The 25,549-nt window shown below is 46.4% G+C and carries 22 protein-coding genes and 2 riboswitches; of the genes, 14 read left to right on the forward strand and 8 right to left on the reverse strand.

Translation table 11 applies throughout. The features are described from left to right. Positions 1-39: 39 nt before the first annotated feature. The 3 genes from rlmN to G9G57_RS00805 all read left to right on the forward strand — a co-directional run bounded on the left by rlmN (position 40) and on the right by G9G57_RS00805 (position 2,892). Positions 40-1,137, forward strand: a complete 1,098-nt coding sequence (gene rlmN, locus G9G57_RS00795; protein ID WP_016822584.1) for a 23S rRNA (adenine(2503)-C(2))-methyltransferase RlmN — start codon at positions 40-42, stop codon at positions 1,135-1,137. Positions 1,138-1,277: 140 nt separating this feature from the next. Further along, entirely contained in the window at positions 1,278-1,979 is a 702-nt protein-coding gene (locus G9G57_RS00800) for a dihydroorotate dehydrogenase electron transfer subunit (protein ID WP_164964377.1), read from the forward strand. Further along, positions 1,960-2,892 carry a dihydroorotate dehydrogenase gene (locus G9G57_RS00805; RefSeq protein WP_017426080.1) on the forward strand — a complete coding sequence of 311 codons (933 nt, stop codon included), beginning with the start codon at positions 1,960-1,962 and terminating at the stop codon, positions 2,890-2,892. Before G9G57_RS00800 ends, G9G57_RS00805 begins: the two co-directional genes overlap by 20 nt. 101 nt (positions 2,893-2,993) lie before the next feature. Here the strand turns inward: G9G57_RS00805 and G9G57_RS00810 are convergent, their stop codons facing one another. After that, the gene (locus G9G57_RS00810; protein ID WP_019689006.1) at positions 2,994-3,176 is read right to left on the reverse strand and encodes a hypothetical protein; all 183 of its coding nucleotides are present in this window, start codon (positions 3,174-3,176) and stop codon (positions 2,994-2,996) included. Between the two features lie 249 nt (positions 3,177-3,425). On the opposite strand from G9G57_RS00810, the gene G9G57_RS00815 reads away from it, so the two are divergent. Both G9G57_RS00815 and G9G57_RS00820 read left to right on the forward strand, forming a co-directional pair. Beyond that, positions 3,426-5,051: an ATP-binding protein gene (locus tag G9G57_RS00815; RefSeq protein WP_238799211.1), complete on the forward strand. Its 1,626-nt coding sequence runs from the start codon at positions 3,426-3,428 to the stop codon at positions 5,049-5,051. Continuing rightward, on the forward strand, positions 5,048-5,785 hold the full coding sequence (locus tag G9G57_RS00820; protein WP_017426081.1) for a response regulator: 738 nt from the start codon (positions 5,048-5,050) through the stop codon (positions 5,783-5,785). The genes G9G57_RS00815 and G9G57_RS00820 overlap by 4 nt, the downstream gene beginning before the upstream one ends. Positions 5,786-5,836: 51 nt before the next feature. Here G9G57_RS00820 and G9G57_RS00825 read toward each other — a convergent pair whose 3' ends face one another. Together G9G57_RS00825 and G9G57_RS00830 are read right to left on the reverse strand one after the other, a co-directional pair. Then, positions 5,837-6,856, reverse strand: a complete 1,020-nt coding sequence (locus G9G57_RS00825) for a 2-hydroxyacid dehydrogenase (protein ID WP_016822590.1) — start codon at positions 6,854-6,856, stop codon at positions 5,837-5,839. Positions 6,857-6,873: 17 nt separating this feature from the next. Continuing rightward, positions 6,874-7,929 carry an AEC family transporter gene (locus G9G57_RS00830; RefSeq protein ID WP_017426083.1) on the reverse strand — a complete coding sequence of 352 codons (1,056 nt, stop codon included), beginning with the start codon at positions 7,927-7,929 and terminating at the stop codon, positions 6,874-6,876. Between the two features lie 291 nt (positions 7,930-8,220). Between G9G57_RS00830 and mmuM the strand changes: the two genes are divergently transcribed. Continuing rightward, positions 8,221-9,168 carry a homocysteine S-methyltransferase gene (mmuM, locus tag G9G57_RS00835; protein ID WP_102997410.1) on the forward strand — a complete coding sequence of 316 codons (948 nt, stop codon included), beginning with the start codon at positions 8,221-8,223 and terminating at the stop codon, positions 9,166-9,168. 190 nt (positions 9,169-9,358) lie between these two features. Here mmuM and G9G57_RS00840 read toward each other — a convergent pair whose 3' ends face one another. From G9G57_RS00840 to rhaB, 5 genes are all read right to left on the reverse strand, one after another. Further along, positions 9,359-11,647, reverse strand: a complete 2,289-nt coding sequence (locus G9G57_RS00840) for a GDYXXLXY domain-containing protein (RefSeq protein ID WP_180986851.1) — start codon at positions 11,645-11,647, stop codon at positions 9,359-9,361. A 143-nt stretch (positions 11,648-11,790) separates the two neighbouring features. Further along, positions 11,791-12,687 carry an AraC family transcriptional regulator gene (locus G9G57_RS00845; RefSeq protein ID WP_017426086.1) on the reverse strand — a complete coding sequence of 299 codons (897 nt, stop codon included), beginning with the start codon at positions 12,685-12,687 and terminating at the stop codon, positions 11,791-11,793. A gap of 182 nt (positions 12,688-12,869) precedes the next feature. Next, positions 12,870-13,715 carry a rhamnulose-1-phosphate aldolase gene (gene rhaD / locus G9G57_RS00850; RefSeq protein WP_017426087.1) on the reverse strand — a complete coding sequence of 282 codons (846 nt, stop codon included), beginning with the start codon at positions 13,713-13,715 and terminating at the stop codon, positions 12,870-12,872. A 51-nt stretch (positions 13,716-13,766) separates the two neighbouring features. Then, positions 13,767-15,023 (reverse strand): L-rhamnose isomerase, encoded by a 1,257-nt coding sequence (gene rhaA / locus G9G57_RS00855; RefSeq protein WP_017426088.1) that lies wholly within the window; start codon positions 15,021-15,023, stop codon positions 13,767-13,769. 12 nt (positions 15,024-15,035) lie between these two features. After that, positions 15,036-16,517, reverse strand: coding sequence for a rhamnulokinase (gene rhaB / locus G9G57_RS00860; RefSeq protein ID WP_017426089.1), 1,482 nt, complete (start codon positions 16,515-16,517; stop codon positions 15,036-15,038). Positions 16,518-16,845: 328 nt separating this feature from the next. Continuing rightward, positions 16,846-16,949, forward strand: a riboswitch (purine riboswitch). A 156-nt stretch (positions 16,950-17,105) separates the two neighbouring features. Between rhaB and G9G57_RS00865 the strand changes: the two genes are divergently transcribed. The 8 genes from G9G57_RS00865 (at position 17,106) to G9G57_RS00895 (ending at position 25,447) form a co-directional block, all read left to right on the forward strand. Beyond that, positions 17,106-17,723: a xanthine phosphoribosyltransferase gene (locus G9G57_RS00865; RefSeq protein WP_016822598.1), complete on the forward strand. Its 618-nt coding sequence runs from the start codon at positions 17,106-17,108 to the stop codon at positions 17,721-17,723. After that, positions 17,717-19,024, forward strand: coding sequence for a nucleobase:cation symporter-2 family protein (locus tag G9G57_RS00870; RefSeq protein WP_016822599.1), 1,308 nt, complete (start codon positions 17,717-17,719; stop codon positions 19,022-19,024). Before G9G57_RS00865 ends, G9G57_RS00870 begins: the two co-directional genes overlap by 7 nt. Before the next feature lie 439 nt (positions 19,025-19,463). Next, positions 19,464-19,595: a hypothetical protein gene (locus tag G9G57_RS26140; RefSeq protein WP_016822600.1), complete on the forward strand. Its 132-nt coding sequence runs from the start codon at positions 19,464-19,466 to the stop codon at positions 19,593-19,595. Positions 19,596-19,977: 382 nt separating this feature from the next. After that, positions 19,978-20,182, forward strand: a riboswitch (cobalamin riboswitch). Between the two features lie 216 nt (positions 20,183-20,398). After that, positions 20,399-21,982 (forward strand): ABC transporter substrate-binding protein, encoded by a 1,584-nt coding sequence (locus tag G9G57_RS00875; RefSeq protein ID WP_017426091.1) that lies wholly within the window; start codon positions 20,399-20,401, stop codon positions 21,980-21,982. A 15-nt stretch (positions 21,983-21,997) separates the two neighbouring features. Continuing rightward, a complete protein-coding gene (gene nikB / locus G9G57_RS00880; protein WP_017426092.1) occupies positions 21,998-22,927 on the forward strand; it encodes a nickel ABC transporter permease in 930 nt (309 codons plus the stop codon). A 14-nt stretch (positions 22,928-22,941) separates the two neighbouring features. After that, positions 22,942-23,757, forward strand: a complete 816-nt coding sequence (gene nikC / locus G9G57_RS00885; protein ID WP_017426093.1) for a nickel transporter permease — start codon at positions 22,942-22,944, stop codon at positions 23,755-23,757. Then, positions 23,757-24,674: an ATP-binding cassette domain-containing protein gene (locus tag G9G57_RS00890; RefSeq protein WP_031462488.1), complete on the forward strand. Its 918-nt coding sequence runs from the start codon at positions 23,757-23,759 to the stop codon at positions 24,672-24,674. The genes nikC and G9G57_RS00890 overlap by 1 nt, the downstream gene beginning before the upstream one ends. Beyond that, positions 24,671-25,447, forward strand: coding sequence for an ABC transporter ATP-binding protein (locus G9G57_RS00895; protein ID WP_045244751.1), 777 nt, complete (start codon positions 24,671-24,673; stop codon positions 25,445-25,447). Before G9G57_RS00890 ends, G9G57_RS00895 begins: the two co-directional genes overlap by 4 nt. Positions 25,448-25,549 lie beyond the last annotated feature (102 nt).

A 25,549-nucleotide genomic window follows, 5' to 3' on the forward strand; every position in this document is an offset into this window, starting at 1 on the left:
GAAATACGAATTTTAACGTTTGTGAAAAGAGGATCGAACATGAAAAAGGAATCCATTTATGGATTAACGTTAGACCAATTGACAGCATGGCTCATGGAGCATGGACATAAAAAATCTCGGGCATTACAGGTATGGGACGCATTGTACCGGAAACGAATTACTGATTTTGCGGCGATGACAGAGGTTCACGAGAGTTGTACTCGCTTGTTGGCAGAGCACTTCTCTATTGAAATCCTGGAAGAACACGTGAAGCAACAATCAGCAGACGGGACGGTCAAGTTTTTGTTCCGCTTGCAGGATGGGAATTTGATTGAGACGGTATTAATGCGGCATAAGTTTGGACTATCCGTATGTGTGACGACCCAGGTGGGATGTAACATTGGATGCAGCTTCTGTGCGAGCGGATTGTTGAAGAAGAGCCGTGACCTTTCCAGTGGTGAAATTGTAGGACAAATCATGAAGGTGCAGCTGTATCTGGACCAGGAACGTCCGGGCGACCGGGTCAGTCACGTTGTGGTAATGGGGATTGGCGAACCGTTTGATAACTTTGTGAACCTGTCCGATTTCATTCGGGTCATTAAGGATCACAAAGGGCTGGCGATTGGGCCGCGGCATATTACTGTGTCCACAAGTGGCCTTGCCGATAAAATTATTGAATTTGCAGATTCCGATCTGCACGTCAACCTTGCGATCTCCCTCCACGCTCCGAATAATGAGATTCGTACCCGCATTATGAAGATCAATCGGGCGATCCCGATTGAGAAGCTCATGCAGGCGATTGATTATTATTTGGACAAAACCAATCGTCGTATTACGCTAGAGTACATCCTCCTGAAGGATGTTAATGACGGTAAGGAGCATGCGCTCGAACTGGCTGAGCTGGTGGGCCATCGTCGCAATCTGGCGAATGTGAACCTGATTCCTTACAATCCGGTGGATGAGCATAGTCAATACCAGCGGAGTGAGTCGGAGTCGATTACTGGCTTCTATGATGTGCTGAAAAAGCAAGGCATTAGCTGTAGTGTTCGGCTGGAGCACGGAGTCGACATTGATGCGGCCTGTGGACAGCTACGCAGCAAGCAAATTCGCAAGGATGCGAGCGGCAGCCGCAATGCGGAGCGCGAAGCGATTAGTTAAAATGCACGAGCGTACTCTCTAACAGGAGTACGCTTTTTTTATACCTGAGCCATGGAACAAAACGCCAACTGTAAATGTGAAAATAGTCACGTAATAGTTGCTGCTTTTACGTTATAGTGAGTGGTTAGTGGAGGGGTTATATGGCTAACGTAATTTCAAATATGGCGCTCGTTCCGGGCATTTATGTAATGAAGATAGAGGGCAAATATAAAGGGAAAATGGGTCAGTTCTACATGCTGCGCAGCGGAAATGGTTACCCACTGCTGCCAAGACCCATCAGCATTTATGATATCGGGGAAGAGAGTATTTCCTTTTTATACCGGGTTGTTGGAGAGGGGACCAATCTATTTTCCCAATTACAGCCTGGTCAGGAGATTCAGTTGGAAGGACCTTTCGGAAACGGGTTTCCGCAGGTCGAGGGCAGTCTAGCTTTAATCGGCGGTGGCATGGGTACAGCACCTTTGTTGTTGGCTGCAAAATATTACCCACATGCAGACGTTTATCTGGGTTTTGCACAGCAAGCCTTTGGGGTTGAAGCGTTCGAGGCAGCGGCAGCATCTGTACAGGTCAAAGTGGGGGGGAGCATCGTCGAACAGGTCGATCCTGCTCGCTATGCGAATATGTTTTCCTGTGGGCCTACTCCGATGTTGCAAGCACTCGCGCTGAAAACGGCGGGTACAGCGTCCCGTTTATATATTTCAACAGAAAGACACATGGCCTGTGGTATTGGCGCATGTTTGGGCTGCACCATGCGTACCCGTGAAGGCAATCGGAGGGTATGTAAGGAAGGGCCGGTATTCCCGGTGGAGGAGGTGGAGTTCGATGATCTCCATGGCATGTAATATAGCAGGTGTACCGTTCAAAAATCCAATTATCATGGCATCCGGTACGTTTGGGTTCGGGCGTGAGTATGCAGAATTCTATTCTCCTGAGCTACTCGGCGGCATCGTCGGCAAGGGACTAACCCTTCATCCGAAGGCGGGGAATACGGGGCAACGAATACATGAGACAGCATCCGGTATGCTGAATAGTGTAGGATTGGAAAATCCAGGCGTGGCGGCTTTTTTGAAGGATGAACTGGATGACATGACTCGCTGGAATACAGCTGTTATTGCCAATGTGGGCGGCTCCAATCTGGAGGAATACGTTCAGGCCGTAGCCATGATTACGGAAAACGCGCAAAAACGCCGTACAATGAACCGCAGAGGCGTTGACATGCTGGAATTGAACATTTCATGTCCCAATGTGAAGCAGGGTGGAATGCAATTTGGTATCCAGACGGAGGTAGCACGGGAGGTTGTGCGTCAGGTGCGCAATGTGACGGCACTTCCGCTGATCGTCAAGCTATCTCCTAATGCAGAGAACATCACGCAGATGGCAGTGATGTGCGAGGAAGAAGGCGCGGACGGGGTTTCGCTGATCAATACATTTTCTGCAATGAAAATAGATATACGTCGGCGTCGCAGTGTCTTTGCCAACACGTATGCAGGCCTTTCCGGCCCGGCAATCAAGCCGATTGCCTTGCGCATGGTTCACCAGGTGGCGCAGGCGGTATCGATTCCCGTGATCGGGATGGGCGGGATCAGCTCGGTGGAGGACATTATTGAATTCACCATGGCAGGGGCAGCCGCCATTCAGGTGGGAACGTATAACTTTGTCCATTTACATGCAGGGGCTGAGCTGGTATATGGACTAGAACAATGGATGCAGCAGGAAAAGGTGCAGTCGTTGGATGAGATACGAGGAATTTTGTGAAGTTTGGACTCGTTTGTGCATAAACTTAAGCATACAAAACCGGCTTGTCTTTTTAGGCAAGCCGGTTTTGTATTTTATTCTACCGAACCAGCCAGACTCGACTAATGGTTAATATCGCATTTGTTCAAGATGAACGAAATTTGATTTTCCAGCCGATGAATGGCTTCCTTGGATGCCTGGTCGTTGGCATCTTGTGCCTGAAGCGTAGCGAGCTCCTGCTTGAGCTGGTGAAGGTCTTGTCCTGCATGGGAGCAGTCGTAATTGCTTTCGAGATTGTCAATCATCCGTTATCCTCCCTTTCGTTAGGTATACGTCCTTATTATGGAGGATTGATCTTTCCTTATTCAGCATATTGTTCTATTTCAGATACAGACTACGTTAATTCCCGATGAGACGCGTAAAGCTTGCAGAATAAGAAGGGAATTTGTCAAACAATGTCGAATAAAAAGGGATTATAGGGGCAAGATAGGCTCTTCTTCTCATGGAGAGCTTGATAAAGAAGCTGGGTGATAGGGTTGCGGTTAAAAGGCAAGTTGAAACCGAGAAGACAATTCAAAGTTTCGCTACAATTCATGATTATTATTTTGGTTGTTTTAGTTATTATTATTTCCTTGATTATATCCTTGCTTCTCATTCGTAATTTCGTGATTAACAAGCATTTTGATAATACGAAGGAAAAACTTTCGGGTATTGCCAAGGTGGTTGCCAGTGACAACGATGTGATTCGTAATGTTGAGCGGGGAGTTCCTGTGAGACAGATCCAGGATTACTCGCTTGGAGTCATGCATAACGTTAATGTAGATTTTGTAGTCATACTGAACCACGATTTAATTCGGCTATCACATCCGAATGAAACCATGATTGGCAAGCCGTTCTCTGATCTGAATGATGCTAGAAAGGCGCTATCCGGTCAGGGACATTTCTCTGAGAATATCGGTGTTTTGGGTCAAGGCTACCGTTATTTTACGCCGATATTCAATCAACAGAATGAGGTCATTGGCATTGTATGTGTAGGACTGACCATGAGAACGCTAAATCATGATTTGATGCAGGCGCAGTATACCATTTTTGGAGGACTGATGCTGGGGCTCTTTAGTGGAGTTCTGGGGGCGATCATTCTGGCGCAAAAAATCAAAACGATTTTATTTGGGCTGGAGCCACAAGAGATAGCAACACGATTACGTGAAAAAGTAATTATTGAAAATGAAGTCTCTGAAGGCATTATAGCCATTTCCGCTGATAAGAAAATTATGCTTATGAACAAGGAAGCTCAGGCCAAGTACCAACTGGCGAATCAAGACAAGAAAGCTCCGATTGGCGAGCAGATCGATACCAGCTTTTATAACGCGCTCTTCAAGAAAGTGTTTGATGATAAGAAGAAGATCAAGGACCGCTCATTTTATGTGAATGGTATAGAAGTCATTGCGACAGTAACCCCTATACATGTAGAAAATGAGTTTTTTGGGGCAGTGGCTACGCTGCGTGACCAATCCGAGATGATTCATCTTAGCAATCAGTTAAGTGGCACCAAATATTATATTAACTCTCTTCGCGGGCAGACGCATGAGTTTATGAACAAAATGCACGTGATCTCCGGACTGATTGAGATGAGGAAATATGAAGAGGTCAGTCAGTATATTCAGCAGCTAAATCACCGGTATCAAAATGAAGTAGGCTTTCTAACAGAGAGAATTAAGGTTCCGGCGTTAGCAGGTTTTATTATGGGGAAAATCAACGAAGCACGCGAGCAGAATATTTCGGTGTTACTGGAAGAAAGCTCGAATGTCTCCAATCTAGAGATGCAGGACATTGTTCATGATGTCATACACATATTGGGCAATTTTTTTGACAACGCGATAGACTCCATTTTACAAAAAAGGCAACCCGGCAAAATTGAATTAAAATTAAATTATGAGTGCGAGGGAAATGTGTTCATTTTGAAAGTGAAGGATAATGGTATGGGGATTGATTCCGAAATGCAACAAAGAATATTCGAGCATGGCTTCTCAACCAAAGGAGAGGACAGGGGTTACGGCTTGAATCTGGTTAAAACCATGGTGGATAATCACCAGGGCATCATTGAAATGGACAGCCAACCTGGCCTGGGAACAAGTATCTATGTAGAGTTGCCCTGTACATTGGAGGTGACGAGTGAATGAAGGTACTCATTGTGGAGGATGATCCCATGGTTGCTGAGCTCAACCAACAGTTTATTGAGCGTATGGACAACTTGGATGTGGTAGGTAAAGCAGATACCGTCCAGAAAGCGCAGGATTATCTTCAGAAACACACACCGGATTTGGTATTACTGGACGTGTATTTACCCGGAAAAAGCGGATTAACCTTGCTATCCCATATGCAGGAGCATCAGTACCATGCTTCGGTTATTTTAATTACGGCTGCAAAGGATATCCAAACGGTGAAGGAAGCTGTTTTTTATGGAGTGGCGGACTATCTAATCAAGCCTTTTACATTCGAACGTTTTAAGCTGGCTGTGGAGAAAATCCAGCGTCTGGCCACGGTAATGGAGGAAGGGAACGGAATTAATCAGGCTGTCATTGATCAATATTTTAATAAAGAAGAGCCTATGGGTGTGGAAACGAAAAAAACTACTGAACATCTATCCCCAAATCTATCAAAAAATCTGTCTAAAAACTTGTCCAAACTGACCATGACTACCATACTGAAGAGTATCCAAGAGCTGGACGGACCCTTTTCGGTTGAAACCTTAGCCAGAGAAGTGGACTTGTCTCGTATTACAGTCAAAAAATATATTCAGTTCCTGGTAGACGATGGCCTCCTGATCGAATCGATAGAATACCACAAGGTAGGAAGACCACTAATGCTCTATCAGATCAATCCTGATATAAAAGAACCGCCATTTCCAGTATGATCTGGAGATAGCGGTTCTTTATTGTCCAATGAATGTGCCAGACTTCCTACATTATTTCATAGCGAGAACAGGAAGTGGAACCAGATTGTCCGAAGAATGAGTTGTAATGATATCATGGAAGTTTTCGTAGCTGGTTTCAATCATGTTGGATAACGCAGTAACCGTATTCGAGCCCGCATGAGGGGTTACCAAAACTCTTGGATACAGCTCCACAAGCTTCTGGATTGTTGGGTCCGGGAGCATTTGCCATGGGTCAAATGCTTTGAAAAATAGTTCTTCCTCTTTAGGAAAGACATCTGTCCCGAACCCTTCCAAATGATTGCTGAGCAAAGCATCCAGAATGGCTTGGTTATCTTGTAATTCCCCGCGTGAGGTGTTGATGAGAATAGCTCCCTTTTTCATTTTTGCTAAAAAGCTGGCATTAATCATTTGGTCGTTCTGTCCCGGCAGGTAAGGAACATGCACACTGACGATGTCACTCTCTGCCAGTAACTCATCCAAGGTTGTGAATGGAACGACGGCCTTGGCCGCGTCCGATTGGTACACATCATAGCCGATAACAGAAGCACCTAATCCTTTAAACAATCTGGCTTCCGTCAGACCAATGCGACCGACCCCGATAATCCCGACTTTACAATTGTGAATCTCTTTGCTGAACGTATGCTCGTCCACAATAAAATTTTTGAAAGAGCTTTTGGTAGTCATATAAGCGGTGTGACGGAGCAGCATCATAGCCAGCGTTAGGGATAACTCTGCAATAGCATTCGGAGAGTAGGATGGGACGCGTGCGACCTTCATTCCAAATTCGCTGCAAGCATCCAAATCAATGTGGTTGATTCCGACCGTTCTGGTGAAAACATATTGAATGCCGTACTTATTGAATTTTGTAAGATTTTCTCGATTGGCAGCACAGTTTCCTCTTAACAAAACAGCATCGTGATGCTGCGCCAGTTCTGCATTGCTGGAGGTCAGTAGCTCTTCTACCAGCGTCAGTTGAAAGTTATATTTATTAAGCTCATGGAAATAGGGCTTCTCATATGAACGGGCACCATAGCAGATGATTTTTAACATGTTGTTTTCCCCCTGGTTTAGAAAATTCCAATTTTATCGATGACATTGAGCGTAATGATCCACACTGGAATCATGACGACGGAAGTAATAGTTGATAGAAGCGAAGCGTTGGAAGTCAGTACAGCTTCCTTATCAAAACTGATAGCATAGGCTGCGGCTACGGTAGCTGTAGGAGTAGCCATCATAATGACAATAGTAGATAAAGCGACAGTATCGACCGACAGAATATGAGATACAGTCAACAAAGCCAGCAAAACGATGTTCACAATAGGTACTAGCCAAACTTTAACAAGGCTGTAATACCATGATGTCTTGTCTGTAGCTGCCGATTTGAAGCTGATCTCACCCAAAGTCGAGCCAATGGATAGCCAGGCCAGTGGAGAAGCTAGTCCGGCAAGGTAAGTCATGGGCTTGAACAGCCAGACAGCGGTTTGGTCAATTCTTAGAAAAGCAAACTGCTGAATGGTTCCATCCTCTGTAGCCACACTCATTTGTGGTAAATAACCCTGGAACAACCAAACAAACAAGCCTATAAAAGTCGCGATAACGATCGGATTCAAAAACATAGTTTTAAGATTTTTAAGCTCCATTTTTAAGCCGCTCATTTTGATATAGCCATAAGAATATAAGAAAATGCGGTAGCCTATATTAAAAATGGAACTGTACATGACTCCGGTAGGACCGTAAATGGCACCGACAATGGGAATTCCAAAAAAAGTAGTAGAACCGAAAATAGTGAGTACCCGCAGCACATCCTGCTTATCCTTGTTGTAGCTCAGGAAGAACGGCTTGGAAATAAAGATGAGAATGATATAAATGAGAATCCCCCATATTAAGACATTCATGCCTTGTTTTAATATGGTAGGATTGATATCCTGCATGAAAGAATTAAAGGCTAGTGCCGGTAGAGCCACGGTGAGAACAACCTTAGATAGCATCTTTCCTACGGCTGCGGTAAAAATCCCCTTCTTGCGGCAAAAGAAGCCGAGCAGGATAATAAAAACGGTAGAAGCGATAGAACTGACAATGCTGTTATCTGTTAAGGTCGCTGTAATCATTTCTAGTAAAGACATAGATAAAACCCTCTCTTGTACCTTTTTTCACATAAATGATGATGCAAAATGTGACAATGCAATTCCCTGATCTTTTGGCCAAAGTGTTTGGTTTGCACCTTTATAGTAAAAAAACTTTGTGAAAAAAAGAACAATATCTAATTAATTTAACTTATGAAACTAATTTAAAAAATTTATACGTTACATCAGGATGTAAATGTGAGGTGCTTATCAACATACATGCTATAATATAAAAAATTAATTCCAACCTGGTTAGTGGGTTAAATGGATAAGACAAGCAGGAGGGTCCGCATGAATCCGATACAACGTATACTGAACAAATTTCAGCTGATCGTGCTGGACGGCGCAATGGCGACTGAACTAGAACGTCACGGGCATGATCTAAACGATAGCTTATGGTCAGCCAAAATCCTCTATGAACATCCAGATTCGATCAAGCGTGTACATCGAGATTATTTTGAGGCTGGGGCAGACTGTGCGATTACGGCGAGCTATCAGGCCACTGTGGAGGGCTATGTTCAACGCGGGCTGAGCGAAAATGAGGCATTGAAGCTTATTCAGTCATCGGTGCAGATTGCTGTACAGGCACGAGATGAGTTTTGGGCCGATGTGACGGCTACTGCGAGTCAGCAGACTCGTCCCAAGCCGCTGGTTGCGGCCTCTGTCGGACCCTATGGGGCGTTTCTCGCTGATGGATCAGAGTATCGCGGTGATTACAAGCTGAGCGAGGAGCAGCTTATGGAGTTTCACAGGCCGCGCATGAAAGCTTTGATCGAGGCGGGAGCAGACATTTTAGCTTGTGAAACGATACCCTGCATGGTTGAAGCCAGGGCCATCGCCCGGCTGCTGAAGGAATTCCCCGGCACGTATGCCTGGATCAGCTTTAGTGCAAAGGATGAGCAGCATATCAGTAACGGTGAGTCTATCGCCGCATGTGCAAAGTGGCTGAATGAGCACGAGCAGGTGGCTGCAGTAGGGATCAATTGCACGTTGCCCAAACTCATCCCATCCCTTATTCACGAAATACACAGCCATACGGATAAGCCGGTGGTGGTATATCCCAATCTGGGGGAGGAATATGACCCGGTCACCAAAACATGGCAAGGCCATACTTGTACAGAAACGTTCGGACAGAGTGCCCGTCAGTGGTATGAAGCAGGAGCGCGTATGATTGGTGGCTGTTGTCGGACTCAGCCACAGGATATTAGAGAAATCGTGGCATGGTCGAGAGAGGCATAAACGAGGATAAACTTCCAGGGAAGGTATCATGGAGTTTTCCTCCATTGTCGCAAAAGAACAAGCAGGCTGAACCGAGTTATACTCCAGTAATGGAGCAACCTGGTTTAGCCTGCTTTTTGTAAAGAATGAATTTCTAAAGCCTCGCTTCGTTCGCTATTTCTCTACCTCTCTATCTCTTTGCCAATCCAGATCAGCCTTCCACCAAACGTTCCAGCAACGCATCTCCATTGCGGCTGACCCGAATATAGGCGTAACGAGCGTTCTGTTCAACAGTACGCCCGGTTCCTTCCGGGATGAAATAATTCTCAATACCGTACAGAATACGAGAACCATTCCATTGTCCGTTAAGAATGATTTCATGATTGGCAAGCACTTCACCATCTTGATATAGACGATCAGAGATGTATACTCCTTGGCTGTCTGGTGTGAGAACGACTTTAACTTTGCCTCGGTTCCAATCCTTCTCCTGAAGAGGGTCCTTGGAAGGAGGGGTAGAAATATCGTAATTCAGTGCCACATAATCGCCCTGCAACAGGGAACGCGGGTCTATAGGAGCCAGCTTGAGCTTAACGGAGGCACCTGTGGCGAGCAGGGTTTCACTTCTCGCCGTCTGATAGCCGATAATCCCCAGCTGTAGTACGATGACGATGGCAATGAGTAACGGGCTTAAGCGCATAAAGCTAAAGCTGCGGTGGTCGGCGTCGAATGCTGCTTTGCCGCTATGAGCCATTCGTCGATCGAACCACCAGGTAATTCCGAGTGTAATGATCCCCAACAGCGCCAGTGTAAAAGATTTATACAGCAGCGTCCACAATAAATCATAGTATTTGAAGCCGATAAAAATAAACCAGAATACGACGCTCGTAATGGCCTGCGATTTGTGTTTGTGACGAATAAAGGCAAAGACCATCCATGTAACGATAACAAAATAAAAAATATTGATGAACATATAAGAGTGTGGAATGACATCCTCAAAAAACGTCGCCCAAAACAGGAACAATAAGCTGAAGAATAATGAACTATCCCGAAGATGTTCTTTTAACTCTGTCTTGAGCACAAAGTAGCTTACCCCATATAACACGGCATTGAGCACAAATAGGGCGAAGATGATGAATTCATAGGTCCAGTTCCAACCATACCATTCTTGATACTGCTTTAATAAAACAGTCGCCATATTCAGGTTTACAAAAGTATAGGCAAAAAATTGCTGCCTTTTCCCCTTGGAGCGAAACCATCCGGCGATGGAAACGATCAGAAATAATACTGAAAGTAACGTCTGGTCTGACCATAGAATGGCCGCCAGACCGGTAATATAGCTGATGGTCAGCAGTGTATAACGGACAACAGAATCCAGCTTGGACTCCGGTATGACAATCATCGTAATCATCAGCAGCAAAGACACACTCAGCAGTACATATTCGGTGTGATTTACGTTTGTGCTAATCACAATCAGTCCAATGAGGGATATACTGCCAATCAATACTCCAACCACTTTGATTACACGGGATACGGTTTTGCTGATCCATTCACTACTGCGGTCTTCGGAAACAGTTGTCTGCGCATCGGATTTTGCGATATCTTCTTTGTTCTCATTGGGTATTTCTCCAGCCTCCGGAGACGGTTTTCCCAAACGATTTAAATAACGGAAAAACCATACGTTACCCGTCAGTAGCAATGCCACAAAAATCAAACCGAAAACAAAGAATAGAGATGAAGAGTACGCCTCTGCCAGCTCTATAAATTTAAAGACAGCAAAAGCCGAGAGCGCCAATGCATTTAAGGTCAATAACGTTTTATTCAGCCGAACCTTGATAAATATATAAAATCCTAAAGCAATCACAGCGATATGCGGTATATTCATGATCAGGCCATACCCATCGAATGCAAAGGAGTTGGTCATCGCCAACATAGCTATATGGAGAACAGTAAAGCTGATGTATTGTAGTGGAGCAGAATGTATACGATGAAGGAACGTCAATAGAAATAGAACCATATTGAATATTGCGAACACTCCAGCAATGGATAACGATTCCAGTTGGCTATAAGCCGCGCTTTGCATCGTTGGATAAAAATAAAGCCATACCCCCAAATGAATCAATACATAAGACAGCATATAAAAAGGATTATAGCGGGTGATCCAGCTAAGCAGTAAAGCCGGCACTGACCAAATGAGAAACAATCCATAGCTGTCTGCATGGGAGTTGTAAATTTGACCGAGTAACGCCACGGAAACGCCGAAGGCTACACAGCCAGCCAGCAGAAATATATTGGACAGAAAAGCTTGTTGCCCGGGAACAGCACGAACACGTGCAAATACAAAAGACAAGCCATAGAACAAAACAATAAGCGCAATAGCTAGCACAATTTTGGCTGTCCGATCCAGTCCGCCCCAATTGGAGGCGAAAAAATAAATAATCGCAGCCAGTATCAGTGAGATGCCCAGCAGATAACCTGTACGTATAGCATTAAATCGCAGCATGGAATTCACGTACCTTTCCTGTTGGTTTGATGCCTATTATAGCGTTGATAGCGCTCAGAACCAAGTACAAATTAGGATCAGGTCATAAAAAAGGGAGAGCCGCCGTATGATGGTGGTTCTCCTGTATCGTTGCTGGATTCCGACTAAGCGTTGGCAGTGCGGATCTCTTGCCGGGACTGATGCCGGAAGCGATATTCTCGGGGTGGGATTCCTGCTGTTTTCTTAAATGCCTTTGAAAAGGTGGACATGTCGGTATAACCGATAGATTGGGCGATGATCGACAAATTGTAAGTGGTCTGTTCCAGCAATCTTTTCGCTTCGTTAATCTTGAGGGTTTGCAAATATTTGGCGGGGGAGATAAGGAAGGTAGAATGGAATTTACGTGAAAAATGCGCACGATCCACACCTACATGCTCAGCAATTTGCTCAATTGTAACACGGTCACAATAATGCATTTCGATGTAATCCTTCCCCTGCTGGAGCCAATAATCAGAGCATACAGAGTTGCGCAGAGCACCAGATGTGTTGCGGGACAACTCCTCGAAGATCTGATGTAGTGTAATTAAGCGGGCCAGATCGCTGCCCTGTCTGTTGTGGTCGTTGACGATGGAAAATAGGTTGGAGATCAGTTCGAGGATTTCCTCGCTCACTGCGTTAGCTATAAATGGCTTAGAGGGGTTGATCCCGATCCGCTCCAGCAACGCCAGAGATTTCGGTCCCTCAAAGGCAATCCATACCTTTTGTAACGGGTGCTCTTGGTCGGTGTAAAATTCATGGGCAAGATGCGGAAAAAAACAGAATACATCAGACTTTTGCACACGATACTTCTTTTCCTTATAAATGAACTCAGCTTGACCTTCAAGTACAAAAATAAAATAAAAATAAGGGACAGCCTTGGGGCCGACATGACAGCTTGCCTTCGAAATATCCATACCCAGTCTGACTGGCCAAATGGCACTGGATTTTTCCAGTTCGGTTGTTGTGAAATAATGGTCTTCCACGATGTCGAAGTGATCTTCATTCTTTGTTCTTCTCATCATTGTCACCTCTCCTTTGGTGGAGATAAGGGAATTTTGATTTTATTGTATATAAAGGAAAGTACAATTACAAGTTAATTCATTGGAATTTAGGGTTATAAAATTAAAACGGTAAAGGCTCCATGGCTGGTTTGAGACGAGCCGTGGAGCCTTATAGAGTCCTGCGCTATACGATTAGCCTGTGTTTATACGTTCAGGATTCCTTCTTTTGGAGTAACATTAAAGGCTTTAGCCAGATCTGATAGCTCCTGATCTGTAATCCGTTGCTGGATATCATGCTTAGCAATCAGCATATAAATTTGCGCTGCCTTTTCAATCGTTTCAATCAGGCCAAACGCTTCATCAATGGAGCTACCTGTTCCGAAAATGCCGTGATGAGGCCATAATACAGCGTGATGATCCTTCATTTTTTTCGCTGTTTCACGGCCGATTTCGCTGGAGCCTGGCACCATCCAAGGGATTACACCGATACCGTCTGGAAAGACTACGATACATTCGGTACACATTTCCCACAGCGTTTTGGTAAATTGGTTTTCGTCCAGACTATGAATGAAGGTCATGGCAATGACATGGGTGGCATGATTATGGATTACAACCCGATGGTTGGGACCGACCTTCAAGCGCTCAATATGGCTCATAAAATGAGACGGCAATTCGCTGGTAGGAACCGCGTCATGCTTGAGGCCCCACAAAATTTCTAGCTGCTCACCATCTTGGGATACACGCAGGACTCCTAAATTGGCTTCCGGATCGGCAATAACGTTTTTGAAGTACTTGCCTGATCCAGTGACGATAAAATATTTGCCTGCCAGTTCATTCACGGGGAAAGCAGGTTTAATCGTTCGAATGACTTTATGAATATCAATATATTTGGCAACCTCGGCTTCATCCAGAATATAGCTTACATTTCCTCCGTTGCGTTCATCCCAGCCGAATTTCCACATGTTTTGCGTAATTTCCGCCATCTCGCGAACAAATGGGATATCCAGTCCTGATTTTCGTTCTTTTTGATTCTCCAGCACAGTAGTCATGGATGATCTCTCCCTTTGGATGATATGAATATAAAATGATCAGTGCAGTAGTTACCGTTTCAGCAGGACTCGTTGTTCATAGTTTTTAGCCTCGGTTAGCCATTCCTCACGAACAGGAACGCCGTTTTGAGCGCAATAGTAATCCCATACAGCCCCAAACGGATAGGATTTAAACTCTTCGACCAGGGCAAGTCGCGTAGTGAAGTCTCTTTCCTCTTCGGCTTTTTTCAGTTCCTCAATCGGCTCCAGCATGGCGCGAAGCAACGCTTTGATGGTGTTGCGTGTTCCGATGACCCATGCAGCCACATGGTTGATACTGCCATCAAAGAAATCAAGGCCGATATGAGTGCGGGAAAGCAGCTCACCGCGAACGAGCTCACGGGCAATGTCCAGCAATTCGTCGTCCATCGTCACGACATGATCGCTATCCCAACGAACAGGTCTGCTGACGTGTAGCAATAATTGATCGGTGAACATCAGCACAGAGGACAGTTTGTTCGAAATGACTTCTGTCGGGTGGAAGTGACCAGAATCGAGACAGATAGATTTCCCCCGTGTCAGGGCGTAACCCATATAGAACTCATGAGAGCCGACGACATAGCTTTCCGAACCGATGCCGAACAGTTTACTTTCAACTGCATCGATGTTGTAATCTTCACTAATTTCCTCGCTGAAAATCTCGTCCAGAGCATCCCGCAGACGTTCTCTTGGAGCCAAGCGATCCACCGGGGTATCCTTGTAACCATCCGGCATCCAGTGATTTGTGACACAAGGCTGACCGAGTTCCCTTCCAAAATATTCCGCAATTCTGCGTGATTTCTTACAGTGTGTGATCCAGAAATCGCGAATTTCCGGGTCCTTGTGGCTTAGGGTGAAGCCGTCTTCCGCTTTAGGATGGGAGAATAGGGTCGGATTAAAATCAAGTCCAAGCCCTTGCTGTTTGGCCCAGTCTACCCAGTTCTGAAAATGGCGTGGCTCCAGTTGATCCAAATCTACTTGTTCTGTAGTATCTGCATAGATCGCATGCAGATTAACCTTGTGTTTACCGGGGATGAGCGATAGGGCTTTTTCCAAGTCCTGACGTAGTTCATCTGGCGTACCTGCTCTGCCCGGGTAGCTACCTGTTACGGCAATTCCCCCGCTAAGCTGTTTATCTTTGAACAGGAATCCTTGCACATCGTCTCCCTGCCAGCAGTGCAGTGATATTTTGATTTGTGAGAGCTTCCGTAAAACGTCATCCACCTGAATACCGTGGCGGGCATACAGCTTTTTCGCTTCGTTATAACTCGCTTCAATGGCTTCGTTCATGGCTTTACTCCTTTATTGAGATATGTGAATAGGGGGTGTTGCTTGTATCTTGAGGCGTTCCCAGCGATCCAGAAGCTCTCCCATGCCTTCCACCGGTTGCGGCTCATATAGCCGAGTCGGGAAGGAATTGGCTATGGTTCGGCCAGCAGCTTTCAGATCTCCAAGAGCACCAGAGCTGATTAATTGCACGACAATATTGCCGATGGCCGTCGATTCGGAAGGTCCTGCCTGAACCTCAATTTCTAAAAGGTCGGCTGTTAGCTGACATAGTAATTCGTTGTTAGCGCCTCCGCCGACAATGTGCAATCTGGTAATCGTTTCGTCTGTTAAATGTTGTAGCTCATGTAAAGCATCCCGGTAGCTTAAGGCCAGACTGTCAAAAATACAGCGGGCGAGCGAGCCAGGTGTGCGTGGGACAGGCTGCCCGGTTTTTTCACAGAACCTCTGAATCTCAAGGGTCATACTATCCGGATTTAAGAAAGAGGACTGGTTACAGAGGACGAGACTGACAAATGGTGTCTCTGCTGAAGCCAATTGGGCCAATTCGGCAAAGCTATGTGCAGAACCACCTTCTCTTCTAACCTCCTGAATCATCCATAAGCCCATGATATTTTTCAAAAAACGGTACGTGCCGTAAGCGCCCCATTCATTGGTGTAGTTCGCCTGCATAGCTGTCTCGGTATTCAAGGGTTGGGATCGTTCCATACCCAATAGCGACCATGTTCCGCTGCTGATATAAGCCCAAGACTCCTCTCGCGATGATGGAACACCTGCAACCGCTGAGGCGGTATCGTGTGTAGGCACAAGGATGAGCTGACAGTCGGGAAGATCGTATTTCCGAACAAGCTCCGGCAAGATGGAGCCCAGAACACGTCCAGGCTCAGCCAGCTCCGAAAATTGATTGCGCCGAAGCTGGAGCAGGGAGAGCAGGTCCTCATCAAACTCTCGGGTGTTCACGTTGAGAAGCTGCATCGTGGATGCATTGGTCATTTCATTGACCATAATGCCTGTCAGGCGATAGTACAGATAATCGGGTACCATCAATATTTTATCTGCTTGGGCGAGTTGTTCCCGATCATGGACGAACAGTTGATATAGGGTATTAAAGTTTAGTTCCTGGATGCCCGTTTTCTCATATACCTCTTCTCGGCTGATGAGCTGGTGCAGCTTATCGGGGACATGTAGAGTGCGTGCATCGCGGTATGCGTACACCTCATGGATGCGATGACCTTCCTTATTAAGTAACACGTAATCTACAGCCCATGTGTCAATGCCGAGCGTACAGGAATCGATTCCATTTTGTTTGGCTTTTTGCAGTCCCTGGATGATCTCATCAAATAAATTGTCTATATTCCAGTAATCGTGCCCGTTCCTCTCAGTAAAGGAGTTGTTGAAACGATGAAGTTCTTGCAAGTGAATTTGTTCACCTTGTAGAGTTGCACTCACGAGTCTTCCGCTTGAAGCTCCAATATCAACAGCAAGATAGTTGTTCATATCTAATCTCCTTGCATGGATGAAATCCCGGCAGCCTGAAAGACTGCCTTTTGTTTCTTAACTAATTCCATACTACTTCCGTTTGTCTGTGCAGTCAACATAAACGGAAACATTATTATTGGTTTTATTTTTGAATTTAAAAATGAAATTAATTTTAAATGTTGTTTTGTATTGTTTTCCGTTTTTTAATATCTGGTTTCTACTATATATATACTTCAAAAATGGATCGGTGTATGGCTGCGATATTCAAATTGTGGAAGGTTCTCCAAATGCCGCTGTTTGTATGAAAAATAGTCTTGAAACCGCCCGCCAGAGGGTGTAGTATACAAGATATCAATTTCATATGACTCGTATAATATTGGGGATATGGCCCAAAAGTTTCTACCGGATGACCACTGTAATCGTCCGACTATGAGTGATAGCGCATCAGCTTCGGATGAATGCGGGCATTTTATTTGTGCGCCAATCCGTCAGGGATTACGACCCCAAGGACAGGCTTCACTTGAGAAACGACTCAAGGGAGCTTGTCCTTTTTTGGTTTTGGCAGGTTTTATTCTATTTTAAGTACAGAGGAGCGATATTCGCATAATGAAAGCTTTGGAAGAACGTATTCGTCAAGAGGGACAAATTTTATCCGATACGGTGTTAAAGGTAGATTCATTTTTGAACCATCAGGTGGATACAGCATTAGCATTGGAGATTGGTAAGGAGTTCGCACGTCTGTTCGGCAGTGCTCCAATTACCAAGGTGCTTACTATTGAAGCTAGTGGTATTCAATTTGCTATGGCCACTGCTATTGCTTTGGGAGTACCGTTCATTTATGCGAAGAAAAAGAAGGCGATCACGCTGAATGAACAGGTATACTTCGCAGAGGTTCATTCGTTCACTCGGCAGGAAACCTATCAGGTGAGCATTTCCCAAAAATATCTCGATGCCAGCGACCATGTGCTGATCGTGGATGATTTTTTGGCAACTGGTGCAGCTTTGGTCGGACTTACCGATATTGTGAAGGAAGCAGGAGCAGAGCTGGCCGGAGTTGGCTGCGTAATTGAAAAGAGCTTTCAGGAAGGCCGTGGACTGTTGGAGCAAAGAGGTATTGCCGTACGTTCTCTAGCGCGTATCGCTTCCATGGCACCGGGCGAAGTCCATTTTATAGAGGAAGCTGGCACGGTAATTCCTCCCGTTAAGGAGAATGTGGGATGTTAAGTAAACAAAAATTATTTGCGCTGGGCTTCCAGCATGTCATGGCGATGTACGCCGGAGCCATTGCCGTCCCTCTGATTGTAGGGGGAGCGCTGCACCTGACGCCAGCCCAGATGGCTTATCTAGTGGCTGCTGATCTATTCACTTGCGGGATTGCTACATTATTACAGATTATGGGCACACGTTTTTTCGGAAGTAGACTGCCTGTCATTTTGGGCTGTACGTTTACGGCAGTAGGACCCATTATCGCAATTGCTTCGACATCAAATCTGGCGACAGCGTACGGTGCCATCATTTTGTCCGGTATATTTGTGGTGCTTGCGGCACCGTTGTATGGCAAACTGTTACGCTTTTTCCCAACAGTGGTTACCGGCTCGGTCGTTACGATTATCGGTCTATCCCTTATTCCGGTGGCGATGAACAATGTAGCGGGTGGTCAGGGCAGCGCGGATTTTGGACAGCCGCGTAATTTGCTGCTGGCGCTGGTTACACTACTGGTTATTCTGCTTGTCAATCGAGTAGCCAAGGGCTTTTTACGCTCGATTTCCGTTCTTATTGGTCTGTTCGCAGGTACTGTAGTCGCCTATGCGATGGGAATGGTGCATTTTGCTCCCGTAGCGGATGCTTCGTGGGTGAGTATTGCGCAGCCGTTTTATTTTGGTAAGCCGGAGTTTAGCATTATGGCAGTATGTACGATGATTATCGTCAATATTGTGAGCATGGTCGAGTCTACAGGGGTTTATCTAGCAGTAGGTAAAGCGATTGATCAGAAAGTGGAGCAAAAGCAAATCGTCAATGGACTTCGTTCGGAAGGACTTGCAATTATGTTGGGCGGTATTTTTAATGCGTTCCCTTACACGGCCTTCTCCCAAAATGTGGGTTTAATCTCGCTGACTCGCGTCAAATCCCGTAACGTTATTTTTGCTGCTGGCGGCATCATGGTCGTCCTCGGTTTGCTGCCTAAGCTGGCTGCCTTGACGACAGTAATTCCTAACGCTGTGCTGGGCGGGGCGATGATCGTCATGTTTGGCTCGGTTGCTGCATCAGGCATGTCTATTTTGTCAGAAGTGGATCTGCGGAAAGAAAGCAATCTGCTGATTGCAGCATGCAGTATTGCCGTGGGCCTAGGCTCAGCTGTTCTGCCGCAAATGTTCGACCAACTGCCGAGCTTTGCCAAAATGCTGCTGCAAAATGGCATCGTATCTGGCTCGATTACGGCAATTGTCTTGAACATTGTTTTGGCAAGAAAACAGGGTGAATCGGTCAAAGGCGTTAATGTCTCAGAAGTTCCACAGAAGGTTTGATGAATAGGAAATAAACAAAAACAGCCGGAGAAAGGGCGTTGCCTCTTTTCCGGCTGTTTGGCATGGGGTTATCCAGTACTAGTTATTTATTAAGCAGCATGAAATTATTGATAAAACCCTCTTTCTGTATGAAGATCGGGGTTTGGATTTTCGAAGTGAAGTCATAATAGTACACGCCGCGTCCTTCCTCCTGATTTTTCGGGAGGCGCTGCCTAAATAATAGACCCCTTTGCTGTCTGGGGACATATAGATAAAGCTGCGGGACGAAATGGGGAGCTTAGTTTGGTGCGTTTTCCAGTTGCACTTTTAGGTTGGTTTATCTACTAGAGGAATTTGCTAGAGTGGTAGGAAGAGGCATGGTATAATCTACCTTAAGGACTTTGGATAGTGGTGGATGTTTTCGGATCACGGCGCAGCTTCCCGAAAGGGGGTGAAGCCGATGGTCAACCTTGTGTCGTGCTATGATGTGCTGCGTTGGATGGTTACGTTACTAAGCCTGGTGTTTAGTATTCGTAAGCTTTATCGCTGGCTGCGTCGGAAATTTCGGAACAAGCGAAAACCCACCGCGTAATTAGGTTGGCCCCTAACAGTGGGTTTCGTTCGCATTAACATTCAGTTATGCAGCGCGCCGTGGTGGTGATCCACAGCCTTTCAAGTCCTAAGAGTCTTTGCCGTTGGAGCGGCGAAGGCTCTTTTTAGTATACGGATACGGTGGTTATCTCTATACCTAATTTTAACACGTGAATTGTGTGCACGCAACGTTAAGACATACCTTCAATTGCGCGCAAGCAATGAATAGCCTTGGTCTTGATTCACACTATATCATTCAAATTTAAATTATTACGCAACATTTGTTGACAAGCCAGTAGCAACAAAATAAGATAATCCTAAATCGTAATAAAAAGGAATAAAGGAAGAAAACAGGTGTGAGCCGGACAACTCTATATACGAAGTTTCGTAGAGACGATGTAGATAGTTGTTGAGCGTGTTCACTTAAAAGGGAAGTTCGGTAGATTCCGACACGGACCCGCCACTGTATACAGGCATCAGCAGGGTACTGCTGGAGCTTTCAGAACAAGCCACTGGAACTGTGAGGAACCGGGAAGGCCTGAAAGATACGCTTGGAGTCAGGAGACCTGCCTGTTTTGACATCACTGTCAGACCCACGGGATGCTGGGGAGGTGGTTAGGCGTGCTGCATACGGAATGTCTGAAACCGATCTGATCCCTTCTATGTTTTTGGAGCTGGCTTTGAGGTGAGTTTTGACATTTTATAATGAAAGCATTTCTGACTGCTGATCAAGTGGTTGGGAATGCTTTTTCGCGTTTTGCGTTAGGTTTATACGATTTTACAAGATAGAGGGGAAAATGTGGGATGATAGGCAATCGTAATAGGCGTTCATGGTTCATATGTACAGGATTGCTGCTGCTGATGGCAGTTATGACTCTTTCCGGATGTGGCGTAGCCACGAAGACGGAGGATAGCTCGGGCAAGGGTGAGAACACGTCTGCACAACAGACTCAAGCAGATAAAAAGCTGGTGATGGCGTATACGTGGAAACCGTCAGGCGTCGATCCGCATGGAGACAATAGCTGGGATGTGATGCGTTCCGGTGCCGGTGAGACACTCATTCGTTTGAATGAAAAGCTGGAGCCTGTGGCTTGGCTAGCCAAGGAGTGGAAACATGACAGCCCTAACGTGTGGTCGTTCAGCTTGCAGGATAAGGTCACGTTTCATAATGGAAAGAGCATGGATGCAGCAAGTGTAAAAGCATCTTTGCTGCGCTCAATCGAGAAAAGCCATCTGGCGAAGGATTTACTGGATGTGAAGTCCATTGATGTAACTGGTCCGCTGACGCTGAAAATTACGACAAACCAGCCGAATGCAGCGCTGGTATCCAATTTGGCTGATCCGTCAACGATTGTACTGGATGTGGCATCCATGAAAGATGAGCAAAGCTACCCTGCAATGACAGGTGCTTTTAAAATCAAAGCCTTCAACAAGGATCAATCCTTGGTCGTCGAGCGTTATGACGGATACTGGGGCGAAAAGGCGCGATTGGCCGAAGCGACGATGAAATTCATTACGGACGGTAATTCGCGCCTGATGGCGTTACAATCTGGTGAGGTGGATGTAGCGACGGATATTCCGGTAGATAACGCAGAGGTATTAAAAAAGAACGACAAGCTACAAGTGCTGTCGGCTCCATCCTTGCGCACCCATATGATTGTGTACAACATGGAATCACCTGTGTTCAAGGATGCAACCAACCGTAAGGTGGTGGACAGTCTGATTCCGCGCGCATCCATTGTGAGCGCCGTCATGAGAGGCTTCGGTACGGAAGCAAGCAGCCCGTTTCCGAGCATTCTTCCCTTCGGTAAGATTGAGCGCAAAGCATTGGACGGAACGGCGGAGCAGTTGTTGACGAAGGATGGCTGGCAGAAGGATGCCCAAGGTACGTGGACCAAGCAGGGCAAGCCATTCGAGGTTACGCTGCTGACCTTCCCACAGCGTCCGGAGCTATCCGTCATGGCTGAGGTGATTCAGAGCCAATTGCTGAATGAGGGAATTCAGGTCAAGATTCGCAAGGTGGAAAATATCGACGAGGCATTGACCAAAAATGATTGGGATTTTGCTATGTACAGCATGCTCACGGCCCATACAGGGGAGCCGCAGTATTTTATGGACATGTTCTACTCCTCTACAAGTGAAGCGAATGTAAGCCGTTATGCTTCCAAACCGCTGGAGAATATTCTTCACAGCCTGAAGTTGGCGAAGGATACCGCACAGCGTAATGCGGTAACACTGCAAGCGCTGGATATCATCAATACAGATTTGCCGCAGTCGTTCATTGTGCACCCTGACAATGTGTTTGGTGTGAAAAAAGGAGTAAAGGGCTTTACACCGCATCCGATCGAGTATTACTACATTACAGCGCAATCCGATATTGCGGAATAACGAGCAACGTATCCTATGATTCGTTTTATATTGGAACGTGTGGCGCAGCTGCCCATCATTGTATTCGTTGTATCTACGCTGACTTTTGTACTGATGAGGCTGGCCCCTGGTGACCCTGCTCTCATTTTGCTCACCGCGCATAATGTTCCTGCTTCTGGGGAGGCGCTAACCGCGCTGCGAAACGAACTGGGCTTGAATGAGCCGCTTCATATTCAATATGTGAACTGGCTGAGGGATGTGTTCACAGGACATTGGGGAACCTCGTATGTGTCCAAGGAGTCAGTGCTAAACGAACTATGGAGCAGACTGCCCGCCACGGTGGAGCTAGCTTTGGCGGGCTTTGCCGTCATGACGGTGCTTACGCTTGGGATGGGACTGGCTGCCTCGCTAAAAGTCAGCGGTCCACTAGATCGTCTGGGCAGGCTGTTCGCTTTGCTGGGATCGTCAATCCCTTCTTTTTGGCTTGGGTTTCTGCTGATCTATCTATTTTCCGTTCGCTTGGGCTGGCTCCCATCCATGGGAAGGGAGGACTGGACACATTTAGTACTCCCAGCGCTGACGCTTGGTGCAGGATTGGGAACGGTGCAAGCCCGTGTATTGCGTGCTCAGATGCTGGAGCTGAGTGACCGGAATTTTGTGAAGGCAGCGAGGGCTCGCGGTTTTTCACGTATGCATATTCTCTTTTTTGAGATATTTAAACATGCCGTTCTGCCTATGATTACGCTGCTAGGTACGAATCTATCATTTATGCTGGCAGGTAACGTCATCGTAGAAACCATTTTTTCATGGCCAGGGTTAGGAAAGTATTTTATAGATGCAATTACGCAGCGGGATTACCCGGTGATTCAGGGGTATGTTATGTTTGCCGCGTTTTTAATTGTAGGTGTTCAGTGTTTGGTGGATGTGGTCCAGACGGTGATAGATCCAAGGCTGCGTTTGCGTTAAGGGGGAAGCTGAAAATGAAAAAGATACGGCTTTCCTTTAGAGGAAGCTTGCTGGCAGGGGGCGCACTGTTTGGCCTGATCGTGCTGCTTGGGTTGCTGGCTCCCTGGGCCGCTCCGCATGATCCTCTGCATGTGGACCTTCTGAACCGTTTGGCACCACCCAGCCGTAAATATCCTTTCGGTACGGATCATCTGGGTCGGGATGTGCTGTCACGGCTCATTTATGGAATTCGGACAAGCGTGTTAATCGCTTGTGCGATTACGGTAGCTACGCTATGTATTAGTCTGCCCACAGGCTTGCTCATTGGTTATGTGCGAGGACGTGTGGATCAGCTGATTATGCGGGGAATCGATGGCGTACTGGCTTTTCCCGATATTATTTTAACGGTGGCGATTGTGGGTATTTTGGGGCCGGGTTTCGTCAACATGACCTTAGCGATTATTGCGGTACGGTGGGCGGGCTATGTCCGCTATATCCGTAGTTTGGTTCAAAAAGCCTGCCAGGAGGACTATGTACGGTATGCCCGTTTGTCCGGCAATTCACACGTGCGCATACTAAGACGTTATGTATTGCCACAAGTATGGCCGCAATTATTGGTATATGCGGTATGGGATATTGGACACGTGGTGTTGATGATCGCTGGACTCTCCTTTCTTGGATTGGGTGTACAGCCGCCCAAGCCAGAGTGGGGCGTGATGCTGCATGATGCAACCTCGTATTTTCAGGTGGCTCCGCATGTTATGATCTTTCCGGGTTTGGCGATTATGCTGTTTGTGCTTGCCTGCCAGCTTCTGGGTGATCATTTTTCAGAAAAGGGGGCGGCGAAATAGTGGGAAAACGACCAGTCATAGGGTGGAAGGATACGATAGAGCGAGCTTACGTACAAAAACCGTTGTTACACGTGGAACATTTGGAGATTAGTCGTACAGGTGCAGGAGCAAGCGGAAGCGAGAGCAATCCGCTACTGCGAGATGTGAACTTTTCCGTCTACCCAGGGGAAATTGTGGCTCTGACTGGACCAAGTGGATGTGGCAAGAGCCTGACCGCACACGCAATCGCGGGTATGCTGGACCCAAGTGTTGGTGTTACGCAAGGGTGCATCTACTATAACGGGGAAGACATTATCCCATTCCATGAACAGCGCTGGCAAAGACTGCGCCGTGAGGATATTGCCCTGCTCATTCAACAATCGCTGAGCGGGCTGAATCCGATCCGTACCGTCCGCGCCCAGCTGACGGATACGCTTAGACTGCACAGGCGGCGCCAAATGCACGCCCAGAAGGAGCAGGGACAGGCTGATCTTGCCCCGTCCCACACTGCATCACAGCAGACCCATCGACGACAGGGCGTAATGTCACGGATGCGACAGATGCTGAACCGTGTCACGGAGCTGGCTGGAGGCCGCACTACTCCAGGGCAGGAAGCTTATTTGTGTTCTCTGCTCCGCAAGGTCGGTTTTGCCGATCCTGAGTATATTCTGTCATCATATCCTTTTGAACTAAGCGGAGGTATGTGCCAAAGGGTGCTGCTGGCTGCAATGTTAAGCTCCGGCCCGCGCCTCTTTATTGCCGACGAGCCCACTACAGCGCTGGATGTGATCAACCGCGACAAGGTTCTGTCATTGCTTTTACAGTTGAGAGAGGATTTCGAGCTCACTATTTTGTTAATTTCACATGATCGTCAGGGTATGAGTCGCGTAGCAGATCGAGTATTGGAGATGACCCCGGAAGGGAGGATGCAACCGTGATATTGGAATTGAAGAACGTCACCAAAGCTTATCCTGTCCGCAGACGGAGAAAAGGCTGGTTCAATACGAAACACAGTGAGCAGGCTATAAAGAAAGTGAGCTTGGAATTACGACAGGGAGAATGCCTTGGACTGGTTGGAGAAAGCGGAAGTGGCAAAAGTACGCTGGCACAGTGTATCCTGGGGCTAGAGTCGTTGACCTCGGGGGAAATCTGGCTGAATCAGCAGCCCATACATACCGGAAGGATGAAAGATATTCATCTGTACAAACGAATCCAGTTAGTCGCGCAGGACTCGGCCTCCTCACTGCATCCCCGTATGACCATTCGAGATATTCTGATGGAGCCGATCTGCAACTATTTTCCTGAGCGAAAAGTAAGGGCACTGGATATCTGCCTTTCCTTACTGGAATCGGTAGGGTTAGAGGCTGACAGTCTGAAAAAATACCCTGCGCAGCTAAGCGGTGGACAAAAACAGCGGGTGTGCATTGCTCGGGCGTTGGCCGTTGAACCAGAAATCATCCTGTTCGATGAATCCGTCGCCAATCTGGATACGACAACCCAGTCCTCCGTGCTGAACATGCTCAAAAGAATGCAGCTCGAACGTCAGTTGTCCTATCTTTTCATCACCCATGATCTTCAATCCACCCGTACGTTCTGTGATCGTGTTGCCGTCATGGTTCAGGGAGAGATCGTGGAAATATTTGAGGATTGGGATGAAGAGCTAGTGAAGCATGAATACACGCGTACTCTATTTCAAACGTTGGCGGATTAATCCATAAATTTAATATTATACAAATTCAAAATAAATAAGAGCTTTGCTTGTCGAATATTGTTGACAAAATATAATGTGGTACCTATTCTAAATATGATTATG

Origin of the sequence: Paenibacillus sp. EKM211P, from assembly GCF_011066175.1 — a bacterium.
Taxonomy (GTDB): domain Bacteria; phylum Bacillota; class Bacilli; order Paenibacillales; family Paenibacillaceae; genus Paenibacillus; species Paenibacillus polymyxa.